This is a genomic window from Yersinia vastinensis, from assembly GCF_044905075.1.
GTDB classification, from domain to species: Bacteria; Pseudomonadota; Gammaproteobacteria; order Enterobacterales; family Enterobacteriaceae; genus Yersinia; species Yersinia vastinensis.
In genome coordinates this window covers 4705990-4731853 of the sequence record NZ_CP173260.1, presented here as the reverse complement: position 1 = coordinate 4731853, position 25864 = coordinate 4705990, and the positions used below count along the sequence as shown (strand labels likewise).

Genomic DNA, 25864 nt, shown 5'->3' with positions numbered 1-25864 from the left:
TTATGACTATAAATTTCAGTCCAATCGCGCAATTAGCACAGAGTAGATAGGCCATGCGAAAAGGATTATTTGCTGCTATTTTTAACTTCTGTAGTAACTTCTTCGGTTGATGCTGCTTCCTGATAACCTGCAGTAGCCGGTTTCGCTTTAATTCTGGTTCTGCCAACAGGCTCCTCAGTAATCTCTGACTGACCAATGAAGATACCGCCTTTTTGGATGGAAAAGTTACAGCCTTTTACAATGCCGTTTAAACGGCCATTTTCCAGAATTTCCAGATGGTCAGAAATACAAACGCCCTCAATAGACCCATTAACCGTAATCTGTGGTGCGGTTAGATTCCCTTCAATACGGCCACTGCGCATTAATCTGATTGTTCCTTCATTTACGGTGATATTACCGTTCACGACGCCATAAATTTGAATATCACCATCAAGGTTGATATCACCTTTTAATTTTGTTCCCGCCGCGATAATCGTACTGGTTTTCACCGTATCAGAGGTCGGGGTTAGTGAGGGGTTACCCACAGAGGATTCTTCTTTATGATTATTTATTTTCTTTTTGAACATAGTATTTATCAAGATAAAAATGAGAAGTAAGGTTGGGGCAAGAAGAAGATAAAAAAATAAATTGTAGACTACATAGCCCACTAAACATGCGATCCATAGCACCCATAACAGGTTAAGGGCCACATTTGTTGGTCTATATAGACATATACTCACTTATTCCGCCCAGTGTAAAAACAAATTAAATTTGATTTAATATCATCTTATACAAAAGCATTAAATTACGGTCTAAAGAACAGTAGAAAAATAGAATCATTCGCAAAAGGAAGTTTTATTTCCACTAACAATGCATAAGACTTGAGTATTATGTCAATCAATAGAGGGGGAAATATAAACGAATATTAAACGAAATTAAATTAACTTATCATGATGTTAAATTTGGGGGGAAACCTGAGAGGGCGTTTTGGTGAAATAACCCCAATCAAATATACAAATCTATCTGATTGGGGACATGCTATTATTTTTCAGGTTTATCAGTAGAAAGCAGTTTCTCTAAAGCATCGCCACCAAGGTGACGGAAGTCCTGACCTTTAACGAAGTAGAAAATGAATTCACAAATGTTCTGGCAACGATCCCCAATACGTTCGATTGAACGAGCACAGAACAAAGCAGTCAACACACTCGGTATTGTTCGCGGATCTTCCATCATATACGTCATCAATTGGCGTACGATGCCTTCATATTCTTGGTCAACTTTCTTATCTTCACGATAAATCCGGATAGCTTCATCCAAATCCATACGCGCAAAGGCATCCAATACATCATGCAGCATTTGTACCGTATGACGGCCTAAAGACTCTAGGCTGACCAACAGAGGTTGGTGTTGGTGAGAGAATTTTTCCAATGCAGTTCGGCATATTTTATCCGCCACATCACCAATACGTTCCAATTCTGAAATAGTCTTGATAATCGCCATCACCAAGCGCAAATCACTGGCAGTTGGCTGACGTTTAGCGATGATGCGCACACAAGCTTCATCAATGGTCACTTCCATCAAATTGACTTTGCTATCGCCCTCAATGACGCGTTTTGCTAACTCACCGTCCTGATTATGCATAGCGGTGATGGCATCAGATAATTGTTGTTCCACCAGACCGCCCATAGCTAATACTTGGGTGCGGATATGCTCAAGTTCTGCGTTGAACTGGCCGGAAATATGTTTATTAAGATTCAAGTTATCCATGATACTTCCCATACGTATTAGTGGGCGAAATGAACATAGTCGACACTAAGGCAATCAACCATAGCGACCAGTAATATAGTCTTCGGTCTGTTTTTGCTGTGGTGCAGTGAACAGCGTGTCTGTATCACTGAATTCAATTAGCTCACCTAGATACATAAATGCTGTATGATCTGAACAGCGCGCGGCTTGCTGCATGTTATGTGTGACAATCACCACGGTATAATCAGACTTCAACTCGCTGATAAGCTCCTCGATTCGGCCGGTAGAGATAGGGTCAAGCGCCGAACAAGGTTCATCGAGCAACAACACATCGGGACGAATGGCGATACCACGCGCGATGCATAAGCGCTGCTGTTGCCCACCCGACAAGCTGTAACCACTCTGGTGCAATTTATCTTTCGTTTCATTCCATAATGCCGCTTTAGTTAGCGCCCATTGCACGCGCTCATCCATATCAGCACGAGACAGATTTTCAAATAACTTCACGCCAAAAGCGATGTTATCGTAAATTGACATCGGAAACGGCGTTGGCTTCTGGAAAACCATGCCCACTTTCGCCCGCAACAACGCGATATCTTGCTTATCGGTCAAGATATTCTGCCCATCCAGTAAAATATCGCCTTCAGCACGTTGGTCTGGATACAACTGGTACATTTTATTAAATGTCCGCAGCAGGGTCGATTTACCACAACCTGATGGTCCAATGAATGCCGTGACCTGATTTTTGGCAATATCCAGCGAGATGTTCTTCAGCGCATGGAATTTGCCGTAGTAGAAGTTCAGATCGCGAACCTGAATTTTGCTGTTGTTGATGTCAGTAGCCATACTCATCAAGACTTCTCTCTTTTAGCCAATGCCGCCGTAGCCGCATTTTGGAATTTATTGGCGAATCGGTGTTTTCATGACTTATTGCTGATGTTTTCTCAGCCAATCAATGCTTTTTCTTCGCGAAAACAACCCGAGCCAGAATATTCAGTAACAGTACACACAGGGTAATCAGAAGCACCCCTGCCCATGCTAATTGCTGCCATTCTGCAAATGGACTCATGGCAAACTTAAATATGGTGACCGGCAAGTTAGCAATAGGCTGACTCAGATCGGTACTCCAGAACTGGTTGGAGAGCGAAGTGAACAGTAATGGTGCCGTTTCACCAGCAATGCGCGCCACAGCCAGCAAAATCCCCGTCAAAATACCTGAAATAGAAGCTTTCAACGTAATAGCTGAAATCATGCGCCATTTTGGTGTTCCCAATGCATAGGCGGCTTCTCGCAAACTATCTGGAACCAATTTCAGCATATTTTCGGTCGTACGGATGACAATTGGCACTTGTAACAGCGCCAGTGCAATCACCCCAGCCCAGCCAGAGAAATGTTCCATCTTGGCCACAACAATGGTGTATACAAATAGGCCGACCACGATAGAAGGCGCGGATAATAAAATGTCGTTGATAAAACGCGTGATTTCCGCCAACCAGGATTTACGCCCATATTCGGCCAGATAAATCCCCGCCATAATGCCCAGTGGCGTACCAATAACGGTTGCCCACAGAATTAACAAACCGCTCCCCGCAATGGCATTGGCCAATCCCCCCCCCGCGGTATTGGGTGGCGGTGTCATCTCGGTAAATAATGCCAGAGACATGCCGTCGATACCTTTGGTCACCGTGGAGAACAAAATCCACACTAACCAAAATAAACCGAATGCCATGGTTGCCATTGAAAGAATTAAAGCAATCCGATTCTTCTGACGACGCCATGCCTGCTTTTTACGGCGGGTTTCCATCAGCGTCGCATCACTTTGCATATGCATCGTTGCCATCTTAGCGCCCCTCTTTCTTAGCCAGACGCGAAATCATCAGCTTAGACAAAGCCAGTACGATAAAGGTTATTACAAACAAGATCAGACCCAACTCCATCAACGCCGCGGTATGTAAACCGGACTCAGCTTCAGCAAATTCATTTGCTAATGCAGAGGTAATGCTGTTGCCTGGCATGAACAGCGAGAAGCTGTCGAGTTGGTAAGTGTTACCGATGATAAATGTTACCGCCATGGTTTCACCCAATGCGCGGCCCAGCCCTAACATCACGCCGCCAATCACACCATTTTTGGTATAAGGCAGCACAATGCGCCAGATAACTTCCCACGTGGTGCAGCCAATGCCATAAGCTGACTCTTTCATCATCACTGGAGTTTGTTCAAACACATCGCGCATCACGGCCGCAATGTAAGGAATAATCATGATGGCTAAAATAACGCCGGCAGCCAGAATGCCGATACCAAACGCAGGTCCGGAAAATAGCACCCCAACAATAGGAATACCGGACATCACGTTACCGACAGGCTCTTGGAAATAGCGAGCAAAGAGGGGAGCGAAAACAAATAAGCCCCACATCCCGTAAACAATACTTGGGATTGCCGCCAGTAACTCAATCGCCACACCCAGTGGGCGTTTTAACCAGTTTGGTGCTAACTCGGTCAGGAACAGGGCAATACCAAAACTGACAGGAACCGCAATGAGCAAGGCGATAACAGAGGTCACAATGGTGCCGTAAATCGGGACTAATGCACCAAACTGTTCAGCCGGAGGATCCCATTCTTTGGTCCACAGGAAAGCAAAACCAAACTTTTCAATACTTGGCCAGGAAGCCACAATCAATGAAACGATTATGCCGCCCAGCATAAATAGGGTTATCAGCGCAGCCAGTTTAACCAGCGCACTGAAAATGATGTCACCGTATTTACTCGGTGCTTTGATCGTCGGCTTATAAGCAGCCATAGACTCTCTTCTCATCCGGGTGTTATATCCCTCCCCATTCGGTGGGGAGGGACAATTAATGAAACTAATATCAATCTATTTACTGCTTTCTTCGGTTCTGACCAGATTAGAACAATGCTTTGCCTGAACTGTCTTTGATATTGGTTTTCCAAGCTGCACGAACCTGTTCAACCACTGCGGCTGGCAATGTTGCATAATCCAAGTCACTGGCTTGTTTTGCACCGTGGGTATAAGCCCAGTCGAAGAATTTCAGCACTTCAGCGCCTTTCTCTGCATTTTTCTGATCTTTATGTACCAGAATGAAGGTGGTCGAAGTAATTGGCCATGCCCCCTCGCCTTTCTGGTTAGTCAGGTCTTGTGCAAATGTCTTGCTCCAATCAACACCTTTCGCTGCTGCACTGAAGTTCTCTTCTGTTGGGCTAACAGGCTTCCCATCAGCAGAAATCAGTTTGGTGTAAGCCAGGTTATTTTGTTTAGCATAGGCGTATTCCACATAACCAATCGCACCAGGCAGACGTTGAACAAATGCCGCAATACCGTCGTTACCCTTGCCACCTAAGCCGGTTGGCCAATTCACTGTAGAGCCTGCACCAATTTTTTCTTTCCATTCCGCATTCACTTTAGCCAAATAGCTGGTGAACACGAATGAAGTGCCTGAACCATCAGCACGACGCACAACTGCAATATTCTGATCTGGGAGTTTTACACCTGGGTTTAACTTAACAATAGCGGGGTCATTCCACTTTTTCACATTACCCAGATAAATATCACCCAGTGTTTTACCGTCTAAAGTCAGTTCACCAGATTTAATGCCTGGGATATTGACGGCTAACACCACGCCACCAATCACTGTAGGGAATTGGAACAAACCATCAGCCGCCAATTTTTCATCTGTTAATGGCGCATCAGAGGCACCGAAGTCGACAGTATTGGCAATGATTTGCTTCACGCCACCTGAAGAACCGATCCCTTGATAGTTAACTTTGTTACCTGTTTCTTTCTGATAAGAATCTGCCCACTTGGCATACACCGGCGCGGGGAATGTCGCACCTGCACCTGTCAGGCTTGCAGCAGCGAACGCGGACACGGTGGTCATAGATAAGGTCGCTGCCACAATGCTGGCTACGGTGGTACGCATCAGTTTCATAATCCCTCCTAATGGGATATTAGAATCAACTCTAAATTGTTTTCATCAGATTAAGTATGGTGCAGGAGGGAAAATAGGACAGTTTAATGACAGAAAAATGTACGGAATATTACAGTTATATGACAATCGGTTTGATAGTTAATAAAAATTATATTTATCAGTATTTTATGTTTTATTTTAAGTGATTATTTAATCTTTTCATTCAAAATAATATCATTTTTAGTTCAGAGGCCACTCAAATATATGATTATTTTTTAGTCTAAAATGACAATTCATTACTGAGTACTGAAAGTACAAAAAAGCCGACAGATGTCGGCTTTTGTTCGTGCGAGATGACGTCGATTACTCAACCGTAACCGATTTTGCCAAGTTACGTGGCTTATCAACATCCGTCCCCTTGATCAGGGCAACATGATATGACAGCAACTGTAGAGGAACGGTATAGAAGATTGGAGCAATAATTTCTTCAACATGAGGCAATGGCACAATCTTAACCAATTCACTACTGGTAAAGCCGGCATTTTCATCAGCAAATACATACAGTAAACCGCCGCGTGCACGCACTTCTTCAATGTTGGACTTCAGTTTTTCCAGTAAATCATTGTTAGGTGCTACCACAATCACCGGCATATTGGCGTCAACCAAAGCCAATGGGCCATGTTTTAATTCACCAGCCGCATAAGCTTCAGCGTGAATATAAGAAATTTCTTTCAGTTTCAGCGCGCCTTCCATTGCGATAGGGTACTGATCGCCTCGACCAAGGAACAAAGCATGGTGCTTATCAGCAAAATCCTTCGCTAATTCTTCAATATCTTTATCCTTCGACAGCATCCCTTCGATCTGGACAGGTAAAGACTGCAGTGCCTCAACAATTTTATGTTCTAGCGCCTGGCTACCTTCAACGCCTTTTAGTAAAGCGATACGCCCCACCAGCATCAACAACACCGTTAATTGCGTGGTGAAGGCTTTCGTTGACGCAACACCAATTTCAGTGCCGGCTTTAGTCATCAAGGCCAGATCTGATTCACGTACCAATGAAGAACCAGCGACGTTACAAATAGCCAGCGAACCTAAATATCCTAGCTCTTTTGATAAACGCAGAGCTGCTAATGTATCAGCGGTTTCACCAGATTGTGACAAGGTAATCAGCAGACTATTAGGACGCACAGCCGACTTGCGATAACGGAATTCAGAAGCGATTTCAACGTCACAAGGCACACCAGCCAGTGCCTCAAACCAATAACGAGAAACCATACCGGAGTTATAAGAAGTACCACAGGCAATGATTTGAATATGCTGAACATCCGCCAACAAAGCATCGGCTTTTGGGCCAAGCTCAGACAAATCAATGGCACCATGATTTAAACGGCCTTCCAGCGTATTTTTAATCGCCATAGGCTGTTCATAAATCTCTTTTTGCATGTAGTGACGATATTCACCTTTGTCACCAGCATCATATTGCACCTGAGATTCAATCTCTGGGCGCTCAATAGCGTTACCCTGCTTATCAAAAATCGTCACGCTACGGCGAGTCACTTCAACCACATCGCCTTCTTCTAAGAAGATAAAGCGGCGGGTAACAGGCAACAGAGCCAGTTGGTCAGAAGCGATAAAGTTTTCGCCTACACCACAACCAATCACCAACGGGCTACCTGAACGAGCAGCCACCAAGCGGCTTGGGTCGCGGCTATCCATGACAACTGTACCGTATGCGCCACGCAGTTGTGGAATAACGCGCTTAACCACCTCTAGCAAAGAACCACCTTGTTGCAGTTCCCAATGGACCAAATGAGCAATAACTTCAGTATCAGTTTCAGAACTGAAACGGTAGCCACGGCTAATCAATAATTCACGTAAAGGTTCGTGATTCTCGATAATACCGTTGTGAACCACAGAGATATATTCTGAAACATGGGGGTGAGCATTGGCCTCTGATGGCTCGCCATGGGTAGCCCAGCGGGTATGTGCAATCCCGGTGCCGCCATGTAAAGCCTGCTTTTCAGCCGCATCAGACAATGCCTGAACTTTGCCCACCCGACGTAAACGTGTCAGATTACCTTCAGCATCAACCACTGCCAAACCAGCAGAGTCATAGCCACGGTATTCAAGACGACGTAAACCTTCGATCAGAATCTCAGCGATATCACGTTGCGCTACTGCGCCAACAATTCCACACATCTGTTTTATTCCTATGTAAGGTTCTTTTAGAACCTTGTCGATGTCAGTGACCTGATTTGATCCGGATTTTCCGGGTTCCCCGAGCCTGTAGAGTTGGGGATTATTATGTTTTGCTGTGCATTCTCAGCCGAATAGGGCACCAAAAATGTACAGCAAAACATTCCTCTCACGACAAAGATGCCGCAAGAGGAAATAAACTAGCTTTTTTTAACCGGGCGTTTCCAACCTTGAATATTGGCCTGTTTAACGCGGCTCAATACCAGCTCATTCTCAGCAACATCACGGGTTACTGTGGTGCCTGCACCGATAGTCGCGCCTTTAGCAACAGTGACGGGAGCCACTAATTGGGTATCTGAACCAACAAACACATCATCGCCGATGATAGTTTTAAACTTATTCTTACCATCATAGTTGCAAGTTATAGTTCCTGCGCCAATATTCACGCCTGAGCCAATTTCAGCATCACCTAAATAGGAGAGATGACCTGCTTTAGAGCCTTTACCTAAGCGTGCTTTCTTGATTTCAACAAAGTTGCCAACATGTGCACCTTCAGCCAACTCAGCACCCGGTCGTAGGCGAGCAAATGGCCCAACCGTGCAACCTACATCCAAGCGAGAATCTTCTAGCACCGTGTATGGACTGATTTCTGAATCATCGCCAATCACACAGTTTTTAAGTACGCATCCCGTACCAATTCGAACGCGATCACCTAAAGTGACATGGCCTTCAATGATGACATTGGTATCGATAGTGATATCACGACCATGTGTTAATTCTCCGCGCAAATCAAAACGCGCAGGATCTAGTAACATCACCCCCGCAAGCAGTAGCTTCTCAGCCTGTTCAGACTGGTATACCCGTTCAAGCGTTGCCAATTGCAGACGATTATTGACACCTTCAACTTCACTCAAACGAGTGGGGTGCACTGCTTCAATCTTCTTACCATCAGCATGGGCCAATGCAATAATATCCGTGATATAAAACTCGCCTTGGGCATTATTGTTATTCAACAGCGATAGCCAGCGCTTCAAATCACGCCCATTGGCGACCAGTATTCCGGTATTGATTTCATTTATTTCACGCTGTGCATCGGTGGCATCTTTATGCTCAACAATCCCGACCACATCGCCATTCTCACGCACAATACGACCATAACCACTAGGGTTATCCAATTTCACCGTCAATAGACCAATGCCGCCTTGCGGTTTTGCTGCTAACAGCCGTTGCAGTGTATCAACAGAAATCAACGGCACATCGCCATAAAGCATCAGGACATCTTCATCATCGGCAAAATGTGGTGCTGCTTGTTGCATCGCGTGTCCGGTACCTAGCTGCTCTGCCTGTAATACCCAGTTCAGCGCCGGGTCAGTCAGTGTTTTTTTCAACAACTCAGCACCATGCCCATAAACCAGATGAACTTTTTGTGCACCCAACTTCATAGCCGCATCAATAACGTGCTGAACCATCGGCTTACCTGCCAATGGGTGTAACACCTTAGGAAGGTCGGAATACATACGAGTCCCCTTACCTGCGGCAAGGATGACTACACTCATTGAGCTGTTAGACATAAGCAACCTGATAACTCCAATTTAATAGACGGAAGTAAACCTGTTTAGCGAAATAATTACTACATATTTCTCAGCGAAAAACGTACTCAACCCGCATGGTTAAAGGGTTGTAGCGATGTGCCATGTAACAAAAAAATGTAGAGAAAAGTGTCGGCGATCAGCGACGTTTTTTGACCTGTTTTTGCCAAAAAGCCGTCACTCATTTAGGTTATTAACCACTTATTTTACGACAAGAAACAAGGATTTTCAGAAAGAAACTTTACTAGTTTAGCTTAGGCTTAATGAAATGCAGCAGAGGTGGTGGACATATCAATAGATTGAGGCATTCGCCATAGCGATACACAATGAAGATAAAAAAATGCCAGTCTGTTTTCACCGACTGGCATTCTACCGTTCTTTATATGATAACTTTATAAATCAGAGAGTTGTTAGTTAAGCTTTGATAAACCATCTAACTCAAAAACAACCCTAAGATATAAAATTACATCGCCTTCCTGGTCAGCTCGATTACGCGTAGTTTCGCAATCGCCTTCGCCAATTCAGCGGATGCCTGAGCATAGTCGACATCGCCGTGGGAATTATTGATATGAGCTTCTGCTTTGCGCTTAGATTCCAGCGCTCTAGCTTCGTCCAGATCTTGTCCACGAATAGCAGTGTCAGCCAATACGATCACAACGCTCGGTTGCACCTCAAGGATGCCGCCAGAAAGATAAATGAACTCTTCCTCACCGAACTGCTTAACGATACGTATCATGCCAGGCTTAATGGCAGTGAGCAGTGGGGCGTGGCCAGGGAAAATCCCCAGTTCACCTTCACTACCCGTCACCTGAATTTTTTGTACTACGCCTGAGAACATTTTCTTCTCTGCGCTCACAACATCCAGATGGTAAGTCATTGCAGCCATGTCACCCTCCAGTCAACAGCGTTACAGTTTCTTGGCTTTTTCCACTGCTTCTTCAATGGTGCCAACCATGTAGAACGCCTGCTCCGGCAGGTGGTCATAGTCGCCGTTCATGATGCCTTTGAAACCACGAATGGTATCTTTCAGCGATACGAACTTGCCCGGTGAACCGGTGAAGACTTCTGCCACGAAGAACGGTTGGGACAGGAAGCGCTGGATTTTACGCGCACGGGATACAACCAGTTTGTCATCTTCTGACAACTCGTCCATACCCAGAATTGCAATAATATCTTTCAGCTCCTGATAACGTTGCAGAATAGACTGCACGCCACGCGCTACATCGTAGTGCTCTTGACCAACAACCAGCGGATCAAGCTGACGGCTGGTGGAGTCAAGCGGGTCAACCGCTGGGTAAATACCCAGAGAGGCGATTTGACGGCTCAGAACGACGGTTGCATCCAAGTGAGCAAAGGTGGTTGCTGGTGATGGGTCAGTCAAGTCATCCGCTGGTACGTAAACGGCCTGAACAGAGGTGATTGAACCCGTCTTAGTGGAAGTAATACGTTCCTGCAACACACCCATCTCTTCAGCCAGTGTCGGCTGATAGCCTACCGCTGATGGCATACGGCCCAGCAGTGCGGATACTTCCGTACCGGCCAAGGTATAACGATAGATGTTATCGATGAACAGCAATACGTCACGACCTTCATCACGGAATTTCTCCGCCATGGTCAGACCGGTCAATGCAACGCGCAGACGGTTACCTGGTGGCTCATTCATCTGGCCATAAACCAAGGATACTTTGTCCAGAACGTTGGAGTCTGTCATCTCATGGTAGAAGTCGTTACCCTCACGAGTACGTTCACCTACACCAGCAAATACGGAATAACCTGAGTGCTCGATCGCAATGTTACGGATCAGCTCCATCATGTTTACCGTTTTACCTACACCCGCACCACCGAACAGACCAACTTTACCGCCCTTAGCGAACGGACAAATCAGATCCATTACCTTGATACCGGTTTCTAACAGATCTTGCGAGCTGGCAAGCTCTTCGTAAGAAGGCGCTTCACGGTGGATTGCCCAGCGCTCTTCTTCACCGATAGGACCTTTCATGTCGATTGGGTCACCCAATACGTTCATGATACGGCCCAGAGTTGATTTACCAACTGGCACTTCAATTGGGTGTTCCAGGTTGATAACTTTCAACCCACGGCTCAAACCATCGGAAGAGCCCATTGCGATACAACGAACAACACCGCCGCCCAGCTGTTGCTGAACTTCCAGCACGAGCTTATCAGCCGCGCCTTCAACCTCAAGGGCGTTGTACACTTTTGGTACAGCGTCTTGGGGGAATTCGACGTCCACTACGGCGCCGATTACCTGGATAATCTTTCCAGTAGCCATCTTGAATCCTCTACGTAATACGTTTACCCGTCATATTTCAACTTGCTGGCGCGTTAACGGCCTTCCTGCAATATGAACGACTAAGGGTAATAGCCTGGTTAAACCGCGGAGGCTCCCCCGACGATCTCGGTGAGTTCCTGAGTGATGCTGGCCTGACGAGCTTTGTTGTAAACCAACTGCAGCTCTTTGATCAGACTACCGCCGTTATCGGTGGCGGCTTTCATCGCTACCATTCGCGCGGCCTGTTCGCTGGCCAGGTTTTCAACGACGCCCTGATAAACTTGCGATTCCACATAGCGACGCAGGAGGGTATCCAGCAATGCTTTTGGATCGGGTTCATACAGGTAATCCCAGGATTTCTTCTTCAGCGTGCCATCTTCCGCAGGCGGAAGAGGTAACAACTGCATGATCCGTGGTTCCTGAGACATCGTATTGATAAACTTGTTATTCACGATATACAGTTTATCCAGACGACCTTCATCGTAGGCTTGTAGCATCACTTTCACTGGACCGATAAGTTCTGACAGAGAAGGGTTATCCCCCATGCCAGTAACCTGAGCAACAATCTTGCCGCCCACGGAACCAAAGAAAGAAGCTGCTTTTGATCCAATCAGCGCTAAATCACATTCAACGCCTTTTTCAGACCAACCTTTCATCTCAGCTAACAGTTTTTTGAACAAGTTAATGTTCAAACCACCACACAAGCCACGGTCTGTAGAAACCACCAGATACCCAACGCGCTTAACGTCACGTTCTTCCAGGTATGGATGTTTATATTCCAGATTACCTAGCGCAAGGTGACCAATCACACTACGCATTGTTTCTGCATAAGGACGGCTGGCCGCCATGCGTTCCTGCGATTTACGCATTTTGGAGGCGGCGACCATCTCCATGGCTTTGGTGATCTTTTGCGTGTTTTGCACGCTGGCGATCTTGGAACGTATCTCTTTTGCGCCGGCCATTTCTGCTTCTCCTCATTGCCAGACGGCCCGCTTTCCTGATGAAAAGCAAGGCCGCATAGCGTTACCAGGACTGGGTTGCCTTAAATGTATCAAGGATGCCTTTCAGCTTGGCCTCGATCTCATCGTTATACGCGCCAGTTTGGTTGATTTGTTGCAGAAGCTCGGCATGCTCACGGTCAGCAAACGCCAACAGCGCAGCTTCAAAGCTACCTACCTTCGCCAACTCGATATCACCCAGATAACCACGTTCAGCAGCGAACAGAACCAGAGATTGTTGCGCAACAGACATCGGTGCGTATTGTTTCTGTTTCAAAAGCTCGGTCACTTTCTGACCATGGCTCAACTGTTTACGTGTTGCATCATCCAAATCGGATGCGAACTGGGAGAACGCTGCAAGTTCACGATACTGTGCCAGAGCGGTACGGATACCACCGGACAGTTTTTTCATGATCTTGGTCTGCGCTGCACCACCCACACGAGATACGGAGATACCTGGGTTAACCGCAGGACGAATACCGGCGTTAAACAGGCTCGATTCCAAGAAGATCTGACCATCGGTAATAGAAATTACGTTGGTCGGAACGAACGCGGAAACGTCCCCTGCTTGGGTTTCAATGATTGGCAATGCGGTCAAAGAACCGGTTTTACCTTTCACTTCACCCTTGGTAAAGGTTTCAACGTAGTCGGCGTTAACACGCGCAGCACGCTCCAACAAACGGGAGTGGAGGTAGAATACGTCGCCAGGATAAGCTTCACGACCTGGTGGACGACGAAGCAGCAAGGAGATTTGACGATATGCAACAGCCTGTTTAGACAGGTCATCATAAATAATCAGCGCATCTTCACCGCGGTCGCGGAAATATTCACCCATGGCACAACCGGAGTAAGGTGCCAGGTATTGCAATGCTGCAGATTCAGATGCCGTAGCCACAACCACGATGGTGTTAGCTAATGCGCCATGCTCTTCCAGTTTACGCACTACGTTTGCAACAGTAGAGGCTTTCTGGCCGATAGCAACATACACACATTTGATGCCAGAATCGCGCTGGTTGATGATCGCATCAATCGCCAGAGCAGTTTTACCTGTCTGACGGTCACCGATGATCAATTCACGCTGACCACGACCAATTGGAATCATGGCGTCGACAGACTTATAACCAGTCTGAACGGGTTCATCAACGGATTGACGTTCGATAACGCCAGGTGCGATAGCTTCAACAGCTGAGAAGCCGTCATTTTCTACCGGACCTTTACCATCAACAGGTTCACCCAGAGTGTTGACAACGCGACCCAACAGGCCACGACCAACTGGAACTTCCAGGATACGGCCAGTACATTTAACCTTCATGCCTTCGGCAAGATCGGCGTACGGACCCATAACTACTGCACCAACAGAGTCGCGCTCCAGGTTCAGTGCGATTGCGTAACGGTTGCCAGGCAGTGCGATCATCTCGCCTTGCATTACATCAGCCAGACCGTGTACGCGAATGATCCCGTCACTAACGGAAACAATAGTACCTTCATTGTGAGCTTCGCTCACTACATTGAACTGAGCAATGCGCTGCTTGATCAGTTCGCTGATTTCGGTGGAATTCAGTTGCATATGCTCCAGTCCCCTTAAGACTGCAAGACGTCTGCCAGGCGTTCAAGACGACCGCGAACGCTGCCATCTATCACCATATCGCCCGCACGTATTACTACGCCGGCCATTACAGACTTATCAATTTTGCAATTCAGCTTAACTTTGCGTGACAGACGTTTTTCCATCGCAGCGGCAATTTTAGCCAGCTGTTCGTCGTTAAGTGCACTCGCTGAGGACACTTCAACGTCGACGGTAGACTCCAGTGAGGCACGCAGTTGAATAAACTGCTGCAACACCTCAGGAAGAACCAGTAAACGGCCATTCTCCGCCATAACTCGAATGAAGTTCTGTGCGGGTTCATCGAGCTGATCACCACAGACTGCAATAAACGTCTTAGACATTGTTTCTGGTGCGACAGCACCGGAAAGCAATTCAGCAATTTGTTCATTGCGAGTCACTTGGGCAGTAAACGCCAGCATATCCTGCCAACGATCAACTGCCTGGTGCTCAACAGCAAAGTCAAAAGCTGCTTTGGCGTAGGGGCGAGCTACAGTTACAAATTCAGACATCAGCCCCTCCCTCCTTACAGTTCAGCGACCAGTTTATCAACGATGTCGCTGTTAGCAGCTTCATCCACGGAACGTTCGATGATCTTCTCGGCGCCAGCTATAGCCAACATCGCGACTTGCTTACGCAACTCTTCACGAGCACGCTTACGTTCGGCGTCGATCTCTGCCTGCGCTTGCGCCACGATTTTGTTACGTTCCTGTTCAGCTTCTGCTTTAGCTTCATCAAGGATCTGAGCTTTGCGTTTACTTGCCTGCTCAATGATCACCTGCGCTTCTGCTTTCGCCTTCTTCAGTTGGTCGGTCGCATTGGCTTGCGCTAAGTCCAAATCTTTTTTGGCACGCTCTGCAGAAGAGAGACCGTCAGCAATTTCTTTTTGACGCTTCTCGATGGCTGCCATAATTGGCGGCCATACATACTTCATACAAAACAGGACAAACAGGACAAACGCGATGGCCTGGCCGAGGATTGTTGCGTTAAGATTCACAGCACAATGCCTCTTTAAAAGTTAATAGTTTGGTGTAGTTCACGGTAGAGAAAACTCTACTTACGCGACAGCAAACATCACGTACAGACCCAGACCAACAGCGATCATAGGGATGGCGTCAACCAGACCCATGACGATAAAGAACTGTGTACGCAGCAGAGGAATCAGGTCAGGCTGACGTGCAGCGCCTTCCAAAAATTTACCACCCAGGATGCCGATACCGATCGCAGCACCGATTGCCGCTAAACCCATCATTATAGCGGCAGCCATGTACAGCAGATCCATATTCAGGTTTTCCATGACAGTCTCCAGTTTATTTCAGTTAAAACGCAGTAGTGTTATAAGAAAATCAGTGCTCTTCGGACGCCATCGACAGATAGACAATCGTCAGAACCATGAAGATAAAGGCTTGTAACGTAATAATCAGTATGTGGAAGATAGCCCAAGGTAAACTGAGCATCCACTGTGACCACCACGGCAACAGACCCGCAATAAGGATGAAGATCAACTCACCCGCATACATGTTGCCGAACAGTCGCAGACCGAGTGAAACCGGTTTGGACAGCAGGCTGACACCTTCCAGAACTAAGTTGACTGGAATGAATATCGGGTGATTGAACGGCTGCATCGTTAATTCTTTTACGAAGCCGCCTACACCTTTCATTTTAATGCTATAGAACAGGATCAGGATGAAGACACCCAATGCCATGGACAAGGTAATACTCACGTCAGCGGTAGGAACTACACGCAGTGCAGGTAACCCAAAGACATGCTCACCGATGTAAGGCAGTAAATCGATTGGCAGTAAGTCCATCATGTTCATCAATAGCACCCAAACAAACACGGTCAGGGCTAATGGTGCGATGACTTTACTTTTGCCGTGGTACATATCCCGTACGCTGCTATCGACAAAACCGATAATTAACTCAACGGCAGTCTGCAATTTGCCGGGCACGCCACTGGTGGCGTTTGCTGCAACTTTGCGGAACACAAGCAGAAAAGCTAACCCCAGCACGACAGAGAAGAACAAAGAGTCAATGTTCAACGTCCAGAACGTCGCAGGGCCAGGTGAGTGGGGATTGACCAACTCAAAGGTACGCAGGTCCAGCTGAAGGTTATTCAGATGGTGTCCTATGTAGTCCCTTGGAGTAGAGATTTCTCCTGATGCAGACATGATGCCTCTTACCCTTTTGTAGTTAAATACGATAACTGTTAAGTACGGTAGCCGCTCATCACAGCTGGTGCCAATATCTGCACAATCAGCACCAATAAATAGGTTAAACCAAGTGGGGCAAATGCAGCTTTAAACAGCCCTAATGCCACAATCAGCAAAATTATCGTCATGATAACTTTTAACCCCTCGCCAATGGCGAACGACCACGCAACACGACCTGGAGCTGCTGTTTTTGCCTGATGGCGGCAAGCAAACAACATGAACATGGCACTAGGCAACCAAGCTGCCAATCCTCCTGCCAAAGCAGAAGCACCCCATTCCAGGCTTTTAAAACCAAAAGCAGCACTGAGAACAACAAAAGTCATTAACTGCAATAACAGCAGCTTTCGTGCAATTTTCCCACTGTAAAGGGATACAGACATGACGTTTGTTCTCTCCGAACCACACTAAGGGCATGCTGAGTGAGGTATAAAACTGCCTTTTACCCCATTGAGTCAAGCAGCAAAAAACGAGCAAATTATACGGGCCACTCAAACGAATTCAATCGATAAGTAGCGAAAAGGTGAACAATTATTTAAATTTTCTTATTTCGGGCTATTTTCACAAGAAAAGCCTCGGAATAAAACCTTCATTTAATTGTCTGACGATTCCAATCATTATCAATAAAGCGTGAAATCTATCACATAACTAAAAACAAACTGATTTATATCCTATAAGACTTGGCTTTGTCTTTAACGAAAAGAGCCATTAAAACTTTTACAAATCATAATTTTAAAATTAAAACCATTATCAAACAACTTATCTACTTAGTAAAAACGTCCCATTGACATTTCAGATAATAATCCAGCAACAGTTAGGATACATAAAAAGAGTGAAGCCTTGAATAAAGTAATAACTAAAGTGACGAGTTGAACACGTTCAAAATAGTTATGTCACTGGCTACCGCTGTTTTTGTAAACAATTCGTGAAATATAATCTATCCAAACGATAGTAAGCGAATAAATACTCATCAATATTAAAAACCCTAAATACCAGCGCTTCAATTTAGGATTTATTACATTTTTTTGATAAATAGCAAAGTTAGTTTGACTTAAGAATAACCAAATGGCGCTCACCATCTAACTCTGGTACCTGTAACCGGACAACCGACTCAAGGATAATCCCCTCAGGTAGAATCGCTAATTCATCGTCAGGTCTAACCCCTTTAAGAGCATAAAACCGGCCTTCAGGCTTGGCTGGTAAATGGTGACACCAAGACAGCATATCTTGCAAAGAAGCAAATGCACGGCTTATAACACCATCAAATGGAGGTTCTGCAACGAAGTCCTCAACCCGACTTTGCACGGGATCAATATTGCTTAAACCTAGTTCATGCTGAACCTGACGTAAAAAACGAACCCGCTTTCCTAAGCTATCAAGCAACGTAAAGTGAGCGTCAGGCCGCACAATAGCCAGTGGTATTCCTGGAAGTCCAGGCCCGGTGCCAACATCAATAAACCGGCTACCTTGCAAATGTGGGTTTACCACAATGCTGTCCAGAATGTGTCGTACCAGCATTTGCATTGGGTCACGGACAGAAGTCAGATTATAAGCTTTATTCCATTTATGCAGCAGTTCTACATAACCGACCAACTGGTGTTTTTGCTGATCGGGTAATGTAATATCTGCGGCGCTAAGCAGACAATTTAATTTTTTTAACACAACAATATCCTCTGACCGAAGAATACTCTGTCAGCATGTAAAGGCTGATATACGAATATGATAATCTAGCTTAACCGTTTGTTATAGCTTGAATACACAGCATAATTGCCCGGCTACTCAGCTTTTAGCAGCACAGGCAAATATCAGGATGTTAAGCACTACGGCGTAACAGTCCCTGTTTTTTCAGCCAAACCAGCAAAATTGAAATTGCTGCAGGTGTAATACCTGAAATACGCGAAGCCTGCCCGATCGAGTTAGGCTTGTGATCATTGAGTTTGGCGATCACTTCATTAGATAAACCAGAGACTTGGCGATAATCAAGATCAGCAGGCAGTAAAGTATTTTCATTGCGCTGCTGCTTTTCGATCTCTTCTTGTTGACGAGCAATATACCCCTCATATTTAACCTGAATTTCCACCTGATCAGCAGCTTGCGGATCGGCTAAAGCAGGACCAAAGGAGGGCAAAGTGGTCAACAAACGATAATCAATTTCAGGGCGGCGCAATAACTCTTCACCATTGGCTTCTTTCGACAATGGTGCTTTCAATAATGCATTGATTTCAGAGACATTATCAGAATTTGGGTGTACCCAGATATCACGCAAGCGCTGGCGCTCTTTTTCAATTTGCTCAATTTTTTTGCTGAAATGCTCCCAGCGAACATCATCGACCAATCCTAATTTACGCCCCATTTCAGTCAGACGTAGATCGGCGTTATCTTCACGTAGCATCAAACGATACTCAGCTCGTGAGGTAAACATACGATAAGGTTCTTTGGTTCCTAAGGTGCTTAAATCGTCCACCAGCACGCCAAGGTAAGCCTCATTACGACGAGGTGACCATCCATCCTCATCATTAGCGAAACGCCCCGCATTGAGGCCGGCAAGCAGTCCTTGGGCTGCAGCTTCTTCATAGCCGGTAGTGCCATTGATTTGTCCGGCAAAGAATAATCCGTGGATGTATTTGCTTTCCAACGTCGGTTTTAAGTCACGCGGATCAAAGAAATCATACTCGATGGCATAACCCGGTCGAATAATACGTGCATTCTCAAGCCCTTTCATCGAACGGACGATTTGCATTTGTACATCGAAAGGCAAGCTGGTCGAGATACCGTTTGGATAGATCTCATTGCTGGTCAAGCCTTCAGGTTCAAGGAAGATCTGATGCGAGTTACGATCGGCAAAGCGCATGACTTTGTCTTCGATAGATGGACAGTAACGTGGCCCGATCCCTTCGATGATCCCTGCATACATCGGGCTGCGATCCAAGTTATTACGGATCACTTCATGTGTTTTTTCATTGGTGTACGTGATGTGACACGCCATTTGCTCGGGGTGTTGGTCTGCCCGGCCAAGGAAAGAGAACACCGGAATTGGCGTATCACCTAACTGAGGAGCCAATTGGCTAAAATCTATAGTGCGCGCATCAATACGGGGTGGAGTACCGGTTTTAAGGCGATTGACTCGTAGCGGTAGTTCACGCAGGCGTTGTGACAATGAGATTGATGGCGGATCACCAGCACGGCCTCCACTGTAGTTCTCAAGACCAATATGAATTTTTCCATCCAGGAAGGTACCGACGGTTAATACCACGGCTTTTGCACGGAATTTCAAACCCATTTTAGTCACTGCACCAACCACATGATCATTCTCAACAATCAGATCTTCAACAGGTTGTTGGAAGATCATCAGGTTAGGCTGGTTTTCCAATGCAGTTCGTACCGCTTGGCGATACAGGACGCGGTCAGCTTGAGCTCGAGTTGCTCTAACCGCTGGCCCTTTGCTGGCGTTTAGTATCCTAAACTGAATACCGGCTTGGTCAGTTGCCATTGCCATCAGGCCACCCAGAGCATCGATCTCTTTTACCAAATGTCCCTTACCGATACCACCGATCGCTGGGTTACACGACATTTGTCCCAGAGTGTCGATATTGTGCGTCAGCAATAAGGTCTGACGTCCCATGCGTGCCGCTGCCATTGCAGCTTCCGTGCCGGCATGGCCACCACCGATGATGATGACGTCAAATTGATCTGGATAAAACATGGTACTGCACCTCGCCGTTATGCGAATTTCTGTTGTTTGCCCTGGGGTGGGGGATTCTACTCAAGTTTAGACGATCGACCAAGCGGCTTAGGATCGCCCTTAATTAAAAGAAGATCTTTTTATTTAAAGATCTCTTTATTAGATCTCTTATTAGGATCATGATCCTCTGTGGATAAGTGATTATTCACATTAAAGATCATGAGATTAAGGAGGATCATTTGCTGTGAATGATCGGTGATCCTATTGCGTATAAGCTGGGATCTAAATGGCATGTTATGCACAGGCACTTTGAGTCACTTAGGTTGTTATGTGGATATGTACCGCTTTTACCCTGCTTTTAAGCCTACTTATCCACATTCTTTCGCGTGATCTTTAAGCAAATTAGAGCAAATTAATCCAATTTTTAACCCAAACCTCAGCCGGATCCTCTGGAATTTCATGTTGAATGACATCAATTTCTAAAATATCACCCAAACGTTTAGCGCCTAATGCGATCAACTGTTGATCCAGTTTTCTGACTGCACCGCAGAAAGTGTCATATTCAGAACTGCCTAAACCGACAGCACCAAAGCTGACTTGAGAGAGATTCGGTTGTTGTTCTTCTATTTGCTCTAAGAGTGGTTGAAGATTATCAGGCAGGTCACCAGCTCCGTGGGTAGAGGTGATGACTAACCATGTACCTTCCAGCGTCAACTCATCTAATTCTGGACCATGCAGCGTTTCTGTAGAGAAACCCGCTTCTTCTAATTTCTCAGCTAAATGTTCAGCAACATATTCAGCACTGCCAAGTGTACTGCCACTGATCAAGGTAATGTCAGCCATAAAGAACCCAACCGAAGTAATGAACCGGTATTGTACGCTGTGAATCAGCTGGGATCTACCTGTGGATAATGTGGGTATAGTTATTTAATGTTTAGGGCACAATGGTACGCATGATGGGGTTCTGCAAGGAAATAAGTGTTTCGGTTGACTGTATCTCATCAATAGTTTGGATCTTGTTGATAAGTACCTGTTGGAGTGCATCGATTGATTTACACATCACCTTAATAAAGATGCTGTAATGACCCGTTGTGTAATAAGCCTCTACAACTTCTTCTAAACTCTCCAGTTTTTTCAATGCTGAAGGGTAGTCTTTCGCACTTTTTAAAATAATACCGATAAAACAGCACACGTCATAACCCAGTTGTTTCGGGTTCACGTGGACACATGCTGCTGTAATGATCCCTGCTTGACGCATTTTCTCAACTCGGACATGAATAGTGCCTGGGCTAACACCAAAATTTTTTGCTAATTCAGCATAAGGTGTACGTGCATTTTCCATTAATGCGTTCAGGATGCCGCGATCGAGATTATCGATTTGATAAATTTCACTCATATTACCCCCCTTTTTTTATCGATTATTTAATTATAGACCTGTAAAAATGAATGATTAAAAGTGAAATGGCAATATTGTTTATTGGATATTGAATTTAACCCTCATTCTGTTGCTTAATCGATGACAAGCCCAACGGCATACAACTATTTGCATAACACAATAACGAATTGAGAAAACGGCAATGAAAAAACAATTTATCCAAAAACAGCAACAAATTAGCTTCGTAAAATCATTCTTTTCCCGCCAATTAGAGCAACAACTTGGTCTGATTGAAGTCCAGGCACCTATCTTGAGCCGTGTTGGTGATGGTACTCAAGATAACCTTTCTGGTTCTGAGAAAGCGGTGCAGGTCAAAGTAAAAACTTTACCGGATGCGACTTTCGAAGTTGTTCATTCACTAGCCAAATGGAAACGCAAAACGTTGGGTCGCTTCGATTTTGGTGCTGACCAAGGGATTTACACCCATATGAAAGCATTGCGTCCGGATGAAGATCGCCTAAGTGCTATTCATTCTGTGTATGTAGATCAGTGGGACTGGGAACGTGTCATGGGAGATGGTGAACGTAACCTGGCTTACCTGAAATCCACAGTGAACAAGATCTATGCTGCAATTAAAGAAACTGAAGCTGCAATCAGTACCGAGTTTGGTGTGAAACCTTTCTTGCCTGACCATATTCAGTTTATTCACAGTGAAAGTCTGCGTGCTCGTTACCCTGACTTGGATGCTAAAGGCCGCGAACGTGCTATTGCCAAAGAGCTTGGGGCGGTGTTCCTAATTGGTATTGGCGGTAAACTGGCAGATGGCAAATCTCACGATGTTCGTGCGCCTGATTATGATGACTGGACGTCTCCAAGTGCTGAAGGTTTTGCTGGGTTGAATGGTGACATTATTGTCTGGAACCCGGTTCTGGAAGATGCTTTTGAAATCTCCTCCATGGGGATTCGTGTTGATGCAGAAACCCTGAAACGCCAGCTGGCCCTGACTTCTGATGAAGATCGTCTGAAATTAGAATGGCACCAATCATTGCTAAACGGCGAAATGCCACAAACGATTGGTGGGGGGATTGGTCAATCTCGCTTAGTAATGCTATTGCTGCAAAAACAACATATTGGTCAAGTACAATGTGGTGTGTGGGGGCCAGAAATCAGCGAGAAAGTTGATGGCTTACTGTAAAATTTAATAACAGTATAAATAATGCGCCAAAAGACACCTTATTGTGTCTTTTGGCTGTTTTTACTTATGTTGTACAGAAGTGCCATATTAGAAGTTGTATTTCACACCTAGCATGACGGATGTATCGCTGTAGCCTTTGTTACCCACTTGCTGGCCAACATTACCCCAGACATTTACTTTCTTGCTTATCTGGCCTTCTACACCCAGTTTAAACTCACCAATGTTGGCAGCACCGTCTTGTTTGACTGTTATGCCGTCCATTGTCGTACCGAAATCTTTGGTATTGTGAATCCAGTTTGCTTCAATAAATGGCTGGAATAGCCGGTCTTTACCTTTATCTTGCTCGCTGTAGCCATTCATAAAGGCTTTTACTCCCAGACGAGTCTGGATATTACCGTCACCCTCTCCGGACACATTGGTGCCATTAGCCTCTTTATGCTTATCAGCTTTAACCCCCATCCAAGTCACCTGAGCTTTAGGTTGGATAAAGTAACTGGCATTCTTCGCTGCATTTTCGCCCACCTTAAAGGTGTAACCACTTTCAACCGACGCTGTCACACCTTTGGATTTGTATTCTTCGGTTTTCAGATTCTGGCCATCAACGGTGTTATTAAACCAGCTATATTGCGCCCAGCTATCGATATACAAACCGGTTTTATTGGCACCATTGGCATACCAAGTACCATATAAACCGGTGCTGTAGCCGTCGACAGAGGCACGGGCACTATAGCCAGACAGGCGTGATTCCGTTTTACTCTTGCTGCTACCGTAGCCAGCCATGACCCCTAAGTGAAAACGGTCTTGGCCATCATTGCTCCACTGCGCAATATCCCCACCCATCTGTATGACGTAACGGTTAGCTTGCGTACTTAACTGATCTTGGGTATCCCTAGAGCGGTTGTGCCCACCTTCATTGCGCAGCCACATGCTGGTAACTTTCTGCTCGCCAGTCAGTGCATCAATATATTGAGTTTCACCCAAACGATCATGCAAACGCGTAACAAACATATTATTGGCTGAGGCCAAGTTGGCACTGTAAGAACTGGATTCAGGGCGTTCGATCATGGGTGAGGGTGTTGCCGGCCTCGATGGATCAACGGGAATGGGGACTAGAATAGGTTTTGAATCGGGTCCTTCTTCTGGCTCAGGTTCCGGAAGAGGTGTCACCAGTGGTATAGCGCTGTTCAGATACCAATTATTGGCTAGAGCATCTGCACCGCGTGCTAGAAAGTAATCAAATGCCCCTGCGACAATACGGCTATTTTGAATAAATTCACCGGCAGAGTTCCCTGTAACCTTGATTAACTCAATACCATTGACAGTTTGCGCGCCGCTCCCCCCTAAATTATTTACCTGCACATAGGTGGTGCCTACTGTATTACCACCAACATAAAGTTTATCCGTCACTGAGCTGTCATCGCCCAGAACTGAATTCATATTAAGCAGACCATGATTACCGGTGTAATCACCAGTAATCGTTAATGAATGTCCACCCGTCCCACCAAAGTTAACTACCCCAGCATTATCTAAAGATTGCAGAGTTTGGTGGTAACCGCCTAAATCTAACGTCGTACCAGCATGGGAAATATAATCAGAATAAGCGCTAAGATAGTTATCTCCCCCCGCTTTTAACGTCCCATCACTGACCGTAGTAGAACTGCTGTAGTTATTTGCAGCAGTCATCAGCATAGTCCCGGTACCTGCCTTATCAAAGGCAGTCGTGCTGTCGCCATTCAGTTTATTCACGCCAAGTGTGACGCCCGCATCGGTATTGATAGTGCCAGTTAATCCGGAAGCCAGATTCACGTTGACCCCGCTATTATCAGCCACAGCCCAGAGTGTATTATTTGCGCCACTGGTTATATCGAAAAGGCTGTTGGTCGCTAATGTACTTGTATCCAGCCTAGCTGTCCCCCCTTGCATTTTCAGGCGACCACTAAAAATATCATTCCCGGTTGCTATGGTCATAAAACCATTATTAGCCAGCGTCAGATTAGTCGTATTCGCAATATTGCCCGTTAAAGTACCGCCAGTGTCATTGCTTTCATTACCACTAAAGTTTATTTGGGCATTTTCGAGTGCGTCATGAACATACCCGCCTGACATATCCATTATCTTTGCATTACCTGATAATGAATCAATTCCCGCGCCGGTCATATTAATAATTAATGCATCACCATAGACTGAGCCAATATTTCCACCAGTCAAATTAGTTATTTTAGCATTATCATAGACTTTGTTAATTTGGCCATCAGACATGGTGACGACTTGCGCATCAGCATAGACGGAGCCAATAGTTCCACCTGACATGTCAACGACACTGGAATTGCCATACATGTTATTTATTGACCCTGATAACATGTTAATAACTTGAGAGTTATTATACATGCGACCAATGCCACTTTCGGACATATTAGTGATTTTGGATGTGCCATACATATAGTCAACGGAGCTATTAATCATATTAGCAATTGTCGCGTTGCCGTACATCGGGCCGACAGTTGCTCCGGACATATTATCGATATAGGCATTACCATACATTCTATCAATATTCCCCCCCGTCACATGAGTGATCTGGGTGTCACCATACATCGGCCCTATTGTTCCTCCTGACATGGTTGTGATTTGCGAATAACCAGACATTGGGCCAATAATACCTGCTGACAGTGTCGTGATTACGCCACCCAACATGTTACTTATTGTTCCGCCTGACATATCAGCTATATTTACACCTGAACTAATGGACCCTAGCTCACCTCCTGAAAGAGTCGTAAATGATCCACCATATACTCTATCAATATAACCACCTGACATATCAGTAATTTTGGCATCATTCATCATGTAACCAATTTCACCACCAGACATGGTGTCGACGGTATGTGAGAGAGTAAAGCTATCAAAGTATTGGCCACTTGTTATATTAGCAGTACCAGCATCAACATCAGCAGCATATATAGGAGGCGCTAGCAATAAACTAACAGGGGCAATAATTAGGGCTAATGAACGTATTTTCATATAAAAGTGTTATCCAGTGTTGATATAGCATAAATTCAAATAAGAACACCGCCCTATATTGA

At 45.5% G+C, this 25864-nt stretch carries 23 protein-coding genes; 1 reads left to right on the top strand and 22 read right to left on the bottom strand.

Going from position 1 to position 25864, the window contains the following annotated elements:
* Positions 1 to 65 precede the first annotated feature (65 nt).
* The 21 genes from ACIOG0_RS21880 to asnC all read right to left on the bottom strand — a co-directional run bounded on the left by ACIOG0_RS21880 (position 66) and on the right by asnC (position 21613).
* Positions 66 to 713 (bottom strand): polymer-forming cytoskeletal protein, encoded by a 648-nt coding sequence (locus tag ACIOG0_RS21880; RefSeq protein WP_128451724.1) that lies wholly within the window; start codon positions 711 to 713, stop codon positions 66 to 68.
* Between the two features lie 307 nt (positions 714 to 1020).
* Positions 1021 to 1746, bottom strand: coding sequence for a phosphate signaling complex protein PhoU (gene phoU, locus ACIOG0_RS21875; RefSeq protein WP_050099319.1), 726 nt, complete (start codon positions 1744 to 1746; stop codon positions 1021 to 1023).
* A gap of 54 nt (positions 1747 to 1800) precedes the next feature.
* Entirely contained in the window at positions 1801 to 2577 is a 777-nt protein-coding gene (pstB, locus tag ACIOG0_RS21870) for a phosphate ABC transporter ATP-binding protein PstB (RefSeq protein ID WP_004713904.1), read from the bottom strand.
* A gap of 100 nt (positions 2578 to 2677) precedes the next feature.
* Positions 2678 to 3565 carry a phosphate ABC transporter permease PstA gene (pstA, locus tag ACIOG0_RS21865; RefSeq protein WP_050099318.1) on the bottom strand — a complete coding sequence of 296 codons (888 nt, stop codon included), beginning with the start codon at positions 3563 to 3565 and terminating at the stop codon, positions 2678 to 2680.
* Position 3566: 1 nt separating this feature from the next.
* The gene (pstC, locus tag ACIOG0_RS21860) at positions 3567 to 4523 is read right to left on the bottom strand and encodes a phosphate ABC transporter permease PstC (protein WP_050099315.1); all 957 of its coding nucleotides are present in this window, start codon (positions 4521 to 4523) and stop codon (positions 3567 to 3569) included.
* A gap of 106 nt (positions 4524 to 4629) precedes the next feature.
* Positions 4630 to 5670: a phosphate ABC transporter substrate-binding protein PstS gene (gene pstS, locus ACIOG0_RS21855; protein WP_050099313.1), complete on the bottom strand. Its 1041-nt coding sequence runs from the start codon at positions 5668 to 5670 to the stop codon at positions 4630 to 4632.
* Between the two features lie 342 nt (positions 5671 to 6012).
* Positions 6013 to 7848, bottom strand: coding sequence for a glutamine--fructose-6-phosphate transaminase (isomerizing) (gene glmS / locus ACIOG0_RS21850; protein WP_128451708.1), 1836 nt, complete (start codon positions 7846 to 7848; stop codon positions 6013 to 6015).
* A 197-nt stretch (positions 7849 to 8045) separates the two neighbouring features.
* On the bottom strand, positions 8046 to 9416 hold the full coding sequence (gene glmU / locus ACIOG0_RS21845) for a bifunctional UDP-N-acetylglucosamine diphosphorylase/glucosamine-1-phosphate N-acetyltransferase GlmU (RefSeq protein ID WP_050140094.1): 1371 nt from the start codon (positions 9414 to 9416) through the stop codon (positions 8046 to 8048).
* A 481-nt stretch (positions 9417 to 9897) separates the two neighbouring features.
* Entirely contained in the window at positions 9898 to 10320 is a 423-nt protein-coding gene (locus ACIOG0_RS21840) for a F0F1 ATP synthase subunit epsilon (protein ID WP_050099306.1), read from the bottom strand.
* Positions 10321 to 10341: 21 nt separating this feature from the next.
* A complete protein-coding gene (gene atpD, locus ACIOG0_RS21835; RefSeq protein ID WP_050099303.1) occupies positions 10342 to 11724 on the bottom strand; it encodes a F0F1 ATP synthase subunit beta in 1383 nt (460 codons plus the stop codon).
* 98 nt (positions 11725 to 11822) lie between these two features.
* Entirely contained in the window at positions 11823 to 12686 is an 864-nt protein-coding gene (atpG, locus tag ACIOG0_RS21830) for a F0F1 ATP synthase subunit gamma (RefSeq protein WP_050099301.1), read from the bottom strand.
* A gap of 61 nt (positions 12687 to 12747) precedes the next feature.
* Positions 12748 to 14289 (bottom strand): F0F1 ATP synthase subunit alpha, encoded by a 1542-nt coding sequence (gene atpA / locus ACIOG0_RS21825; RefSeq protein WP_025380081.1) that lies wholly within the window; start codon positions 14287 to 14289, stop codon positions 12748 to 12750.
* A gap of 14 nt (positions 14290 to 14303) precedes the next feature.
* Positions 14304 to 14837, bottom strand: coding sequence for a F0F1 ATP synthase subunit delta (gene atpH / locus ACIOG0_RS21820; RefSeq protein WP_004707327.1), 534 nt, complete (start codon positions 14835 to 14837; stop codon positions 14304 to 14306).
* A 14-nt stretch (positions 14838 to 14851) separates the two neighbouring features.
* Positions 14852 to 15322 (bottom strand): F0F1 ATP synthase subunit B, encoded by a 471-nt coding sequence (gene atpF, locus ACIOG0_RS21815; protein WP_025380079.1) that lies wholly within the window; start codon positions 15320 to 15322, stop codon positions 14852 to 14854.
* Positions 15323 to 15382: 60 nt separating this feature from the next.
* Positions 15383 to 15622: a F0F1 ATP synthase subunit C gene (gene atpE / locus ACIOG0_RS21810; protein ID WP_004393045.1), complete on the bottom strand. Its 240-nt coding sequence runs from the start codon at positions 15620 to 15622 to the stop codon at positions 15383 to 15385.
* 49 nt (positions 15623 to 15671) lie between these two features.
* On the bottom strand, positions 15672 to 16496 hold the full coding sequence (gene atpB, locus ACIOG0_RS21805; RefSeq protein WP_050099300.1) for a F0F1 ATP synthase subunit A: 825 nt from the start codon (positions 16494 to 16496) through the stop codon (positions 15672 to 15674).
* A 38-nt stretch (positions 16497 to 16534) separates the two neighbouring features.
* The gene (atpI, locus tag ACIOG0_RS21800; RefSeq protein WP_050140095.1) at positions 16535 to 16918 is read right to left on the bottom strand and encodes a F0F1 ATP synthase subunit I; all 384 of its coding nucleotides are present in this window, start codon (positions 16916 to 16918) and stop codon (positions 16535 to 16537) included.
* Positions 16919 to 17576: 658 nt separating this feature from the next.
* A complete protein-coding gene (rsmG, locus tag ACIOG0_RS21795; RefSeq protein WP_050295589.1) occupies positions 17577 to 18197 on the bottom strand; it encodes a 16S rRNA (guanine(527)-N(7))-methyltransferase RsmG in 621 nt (206 codons plus the stop codon).
* A 151-nt stretch (positions 18198 to 18348) separates the two neighbouring features.
* Positions 18349 to 20238, bottom strand: coding sequence for a tRNA uridine-5-carboxymethylaminomethyl(34) synthesis enzyme MnmG (gene mnmG / locus ACIOG0_RS21790; protein WP_050099294.1), 1890 nt, complete (start codon positions 20236 to 20238; stop codon positions 18349 to 18351).
* Positions 20239 to 20619: 381 nt separating this feature from the next.
* On the bottom strand, positions 20620 to 21060 hold the full coding sequence (mioC, locus tag ACIOG0_RS21785; protein WP_050099292.1) for an FMN-binding protein MioC: 441 nt from the start codon (positions 21058 to 21060) through the stop codon (positions 20620 to 20622).
* 91 nt (positions 21061 to 21151) lie between these two features.
* Positions 21152 to 21613, bottom strand: coding sequence for a transcriptional regulator AsnC (asnC, locus tag ACIOG0_RS21780; RefSeq protein ID WP_005161192.1), 462 nt, complete (start codon positions 21611 to 21613; stop codon positions 21152 to 21154).
* Positions 21614 to 21794: 181 nt separating this feature from the next.
* On the opposite strand from asnC, the gene asnA reads away from it, so the two are divergent.
* A complete protein-coding gene (asnA, locus tag ACIOG0_RS21775; protein ID WP_050099291.1) occupies positions 21795 to 22787 on the top strand; it encodes an aspartate--ammonia ligase in 993 nt (330 codons plus the stop codon).
* A gap of 87 nt (positions 22788 to 22874) precedes the next feature.
* Here asnA and ACIOG0_RS21770 read toward each other — a convergent pair whose 3' ends face one another.
* A complete protein-coding gene (locus ACIOG0_RS21770; protein ID WP_128451707.1) occupies positions 22875 to 25802 on the bottom strand; it encodes an autotransporter outer membrane beta-barrel domain-containing protein in 2928 nt (975 codons plus the stop codon).
* Between the last annotated feature and the right edge of the window lie 62 nt (positions 25803 to 25864).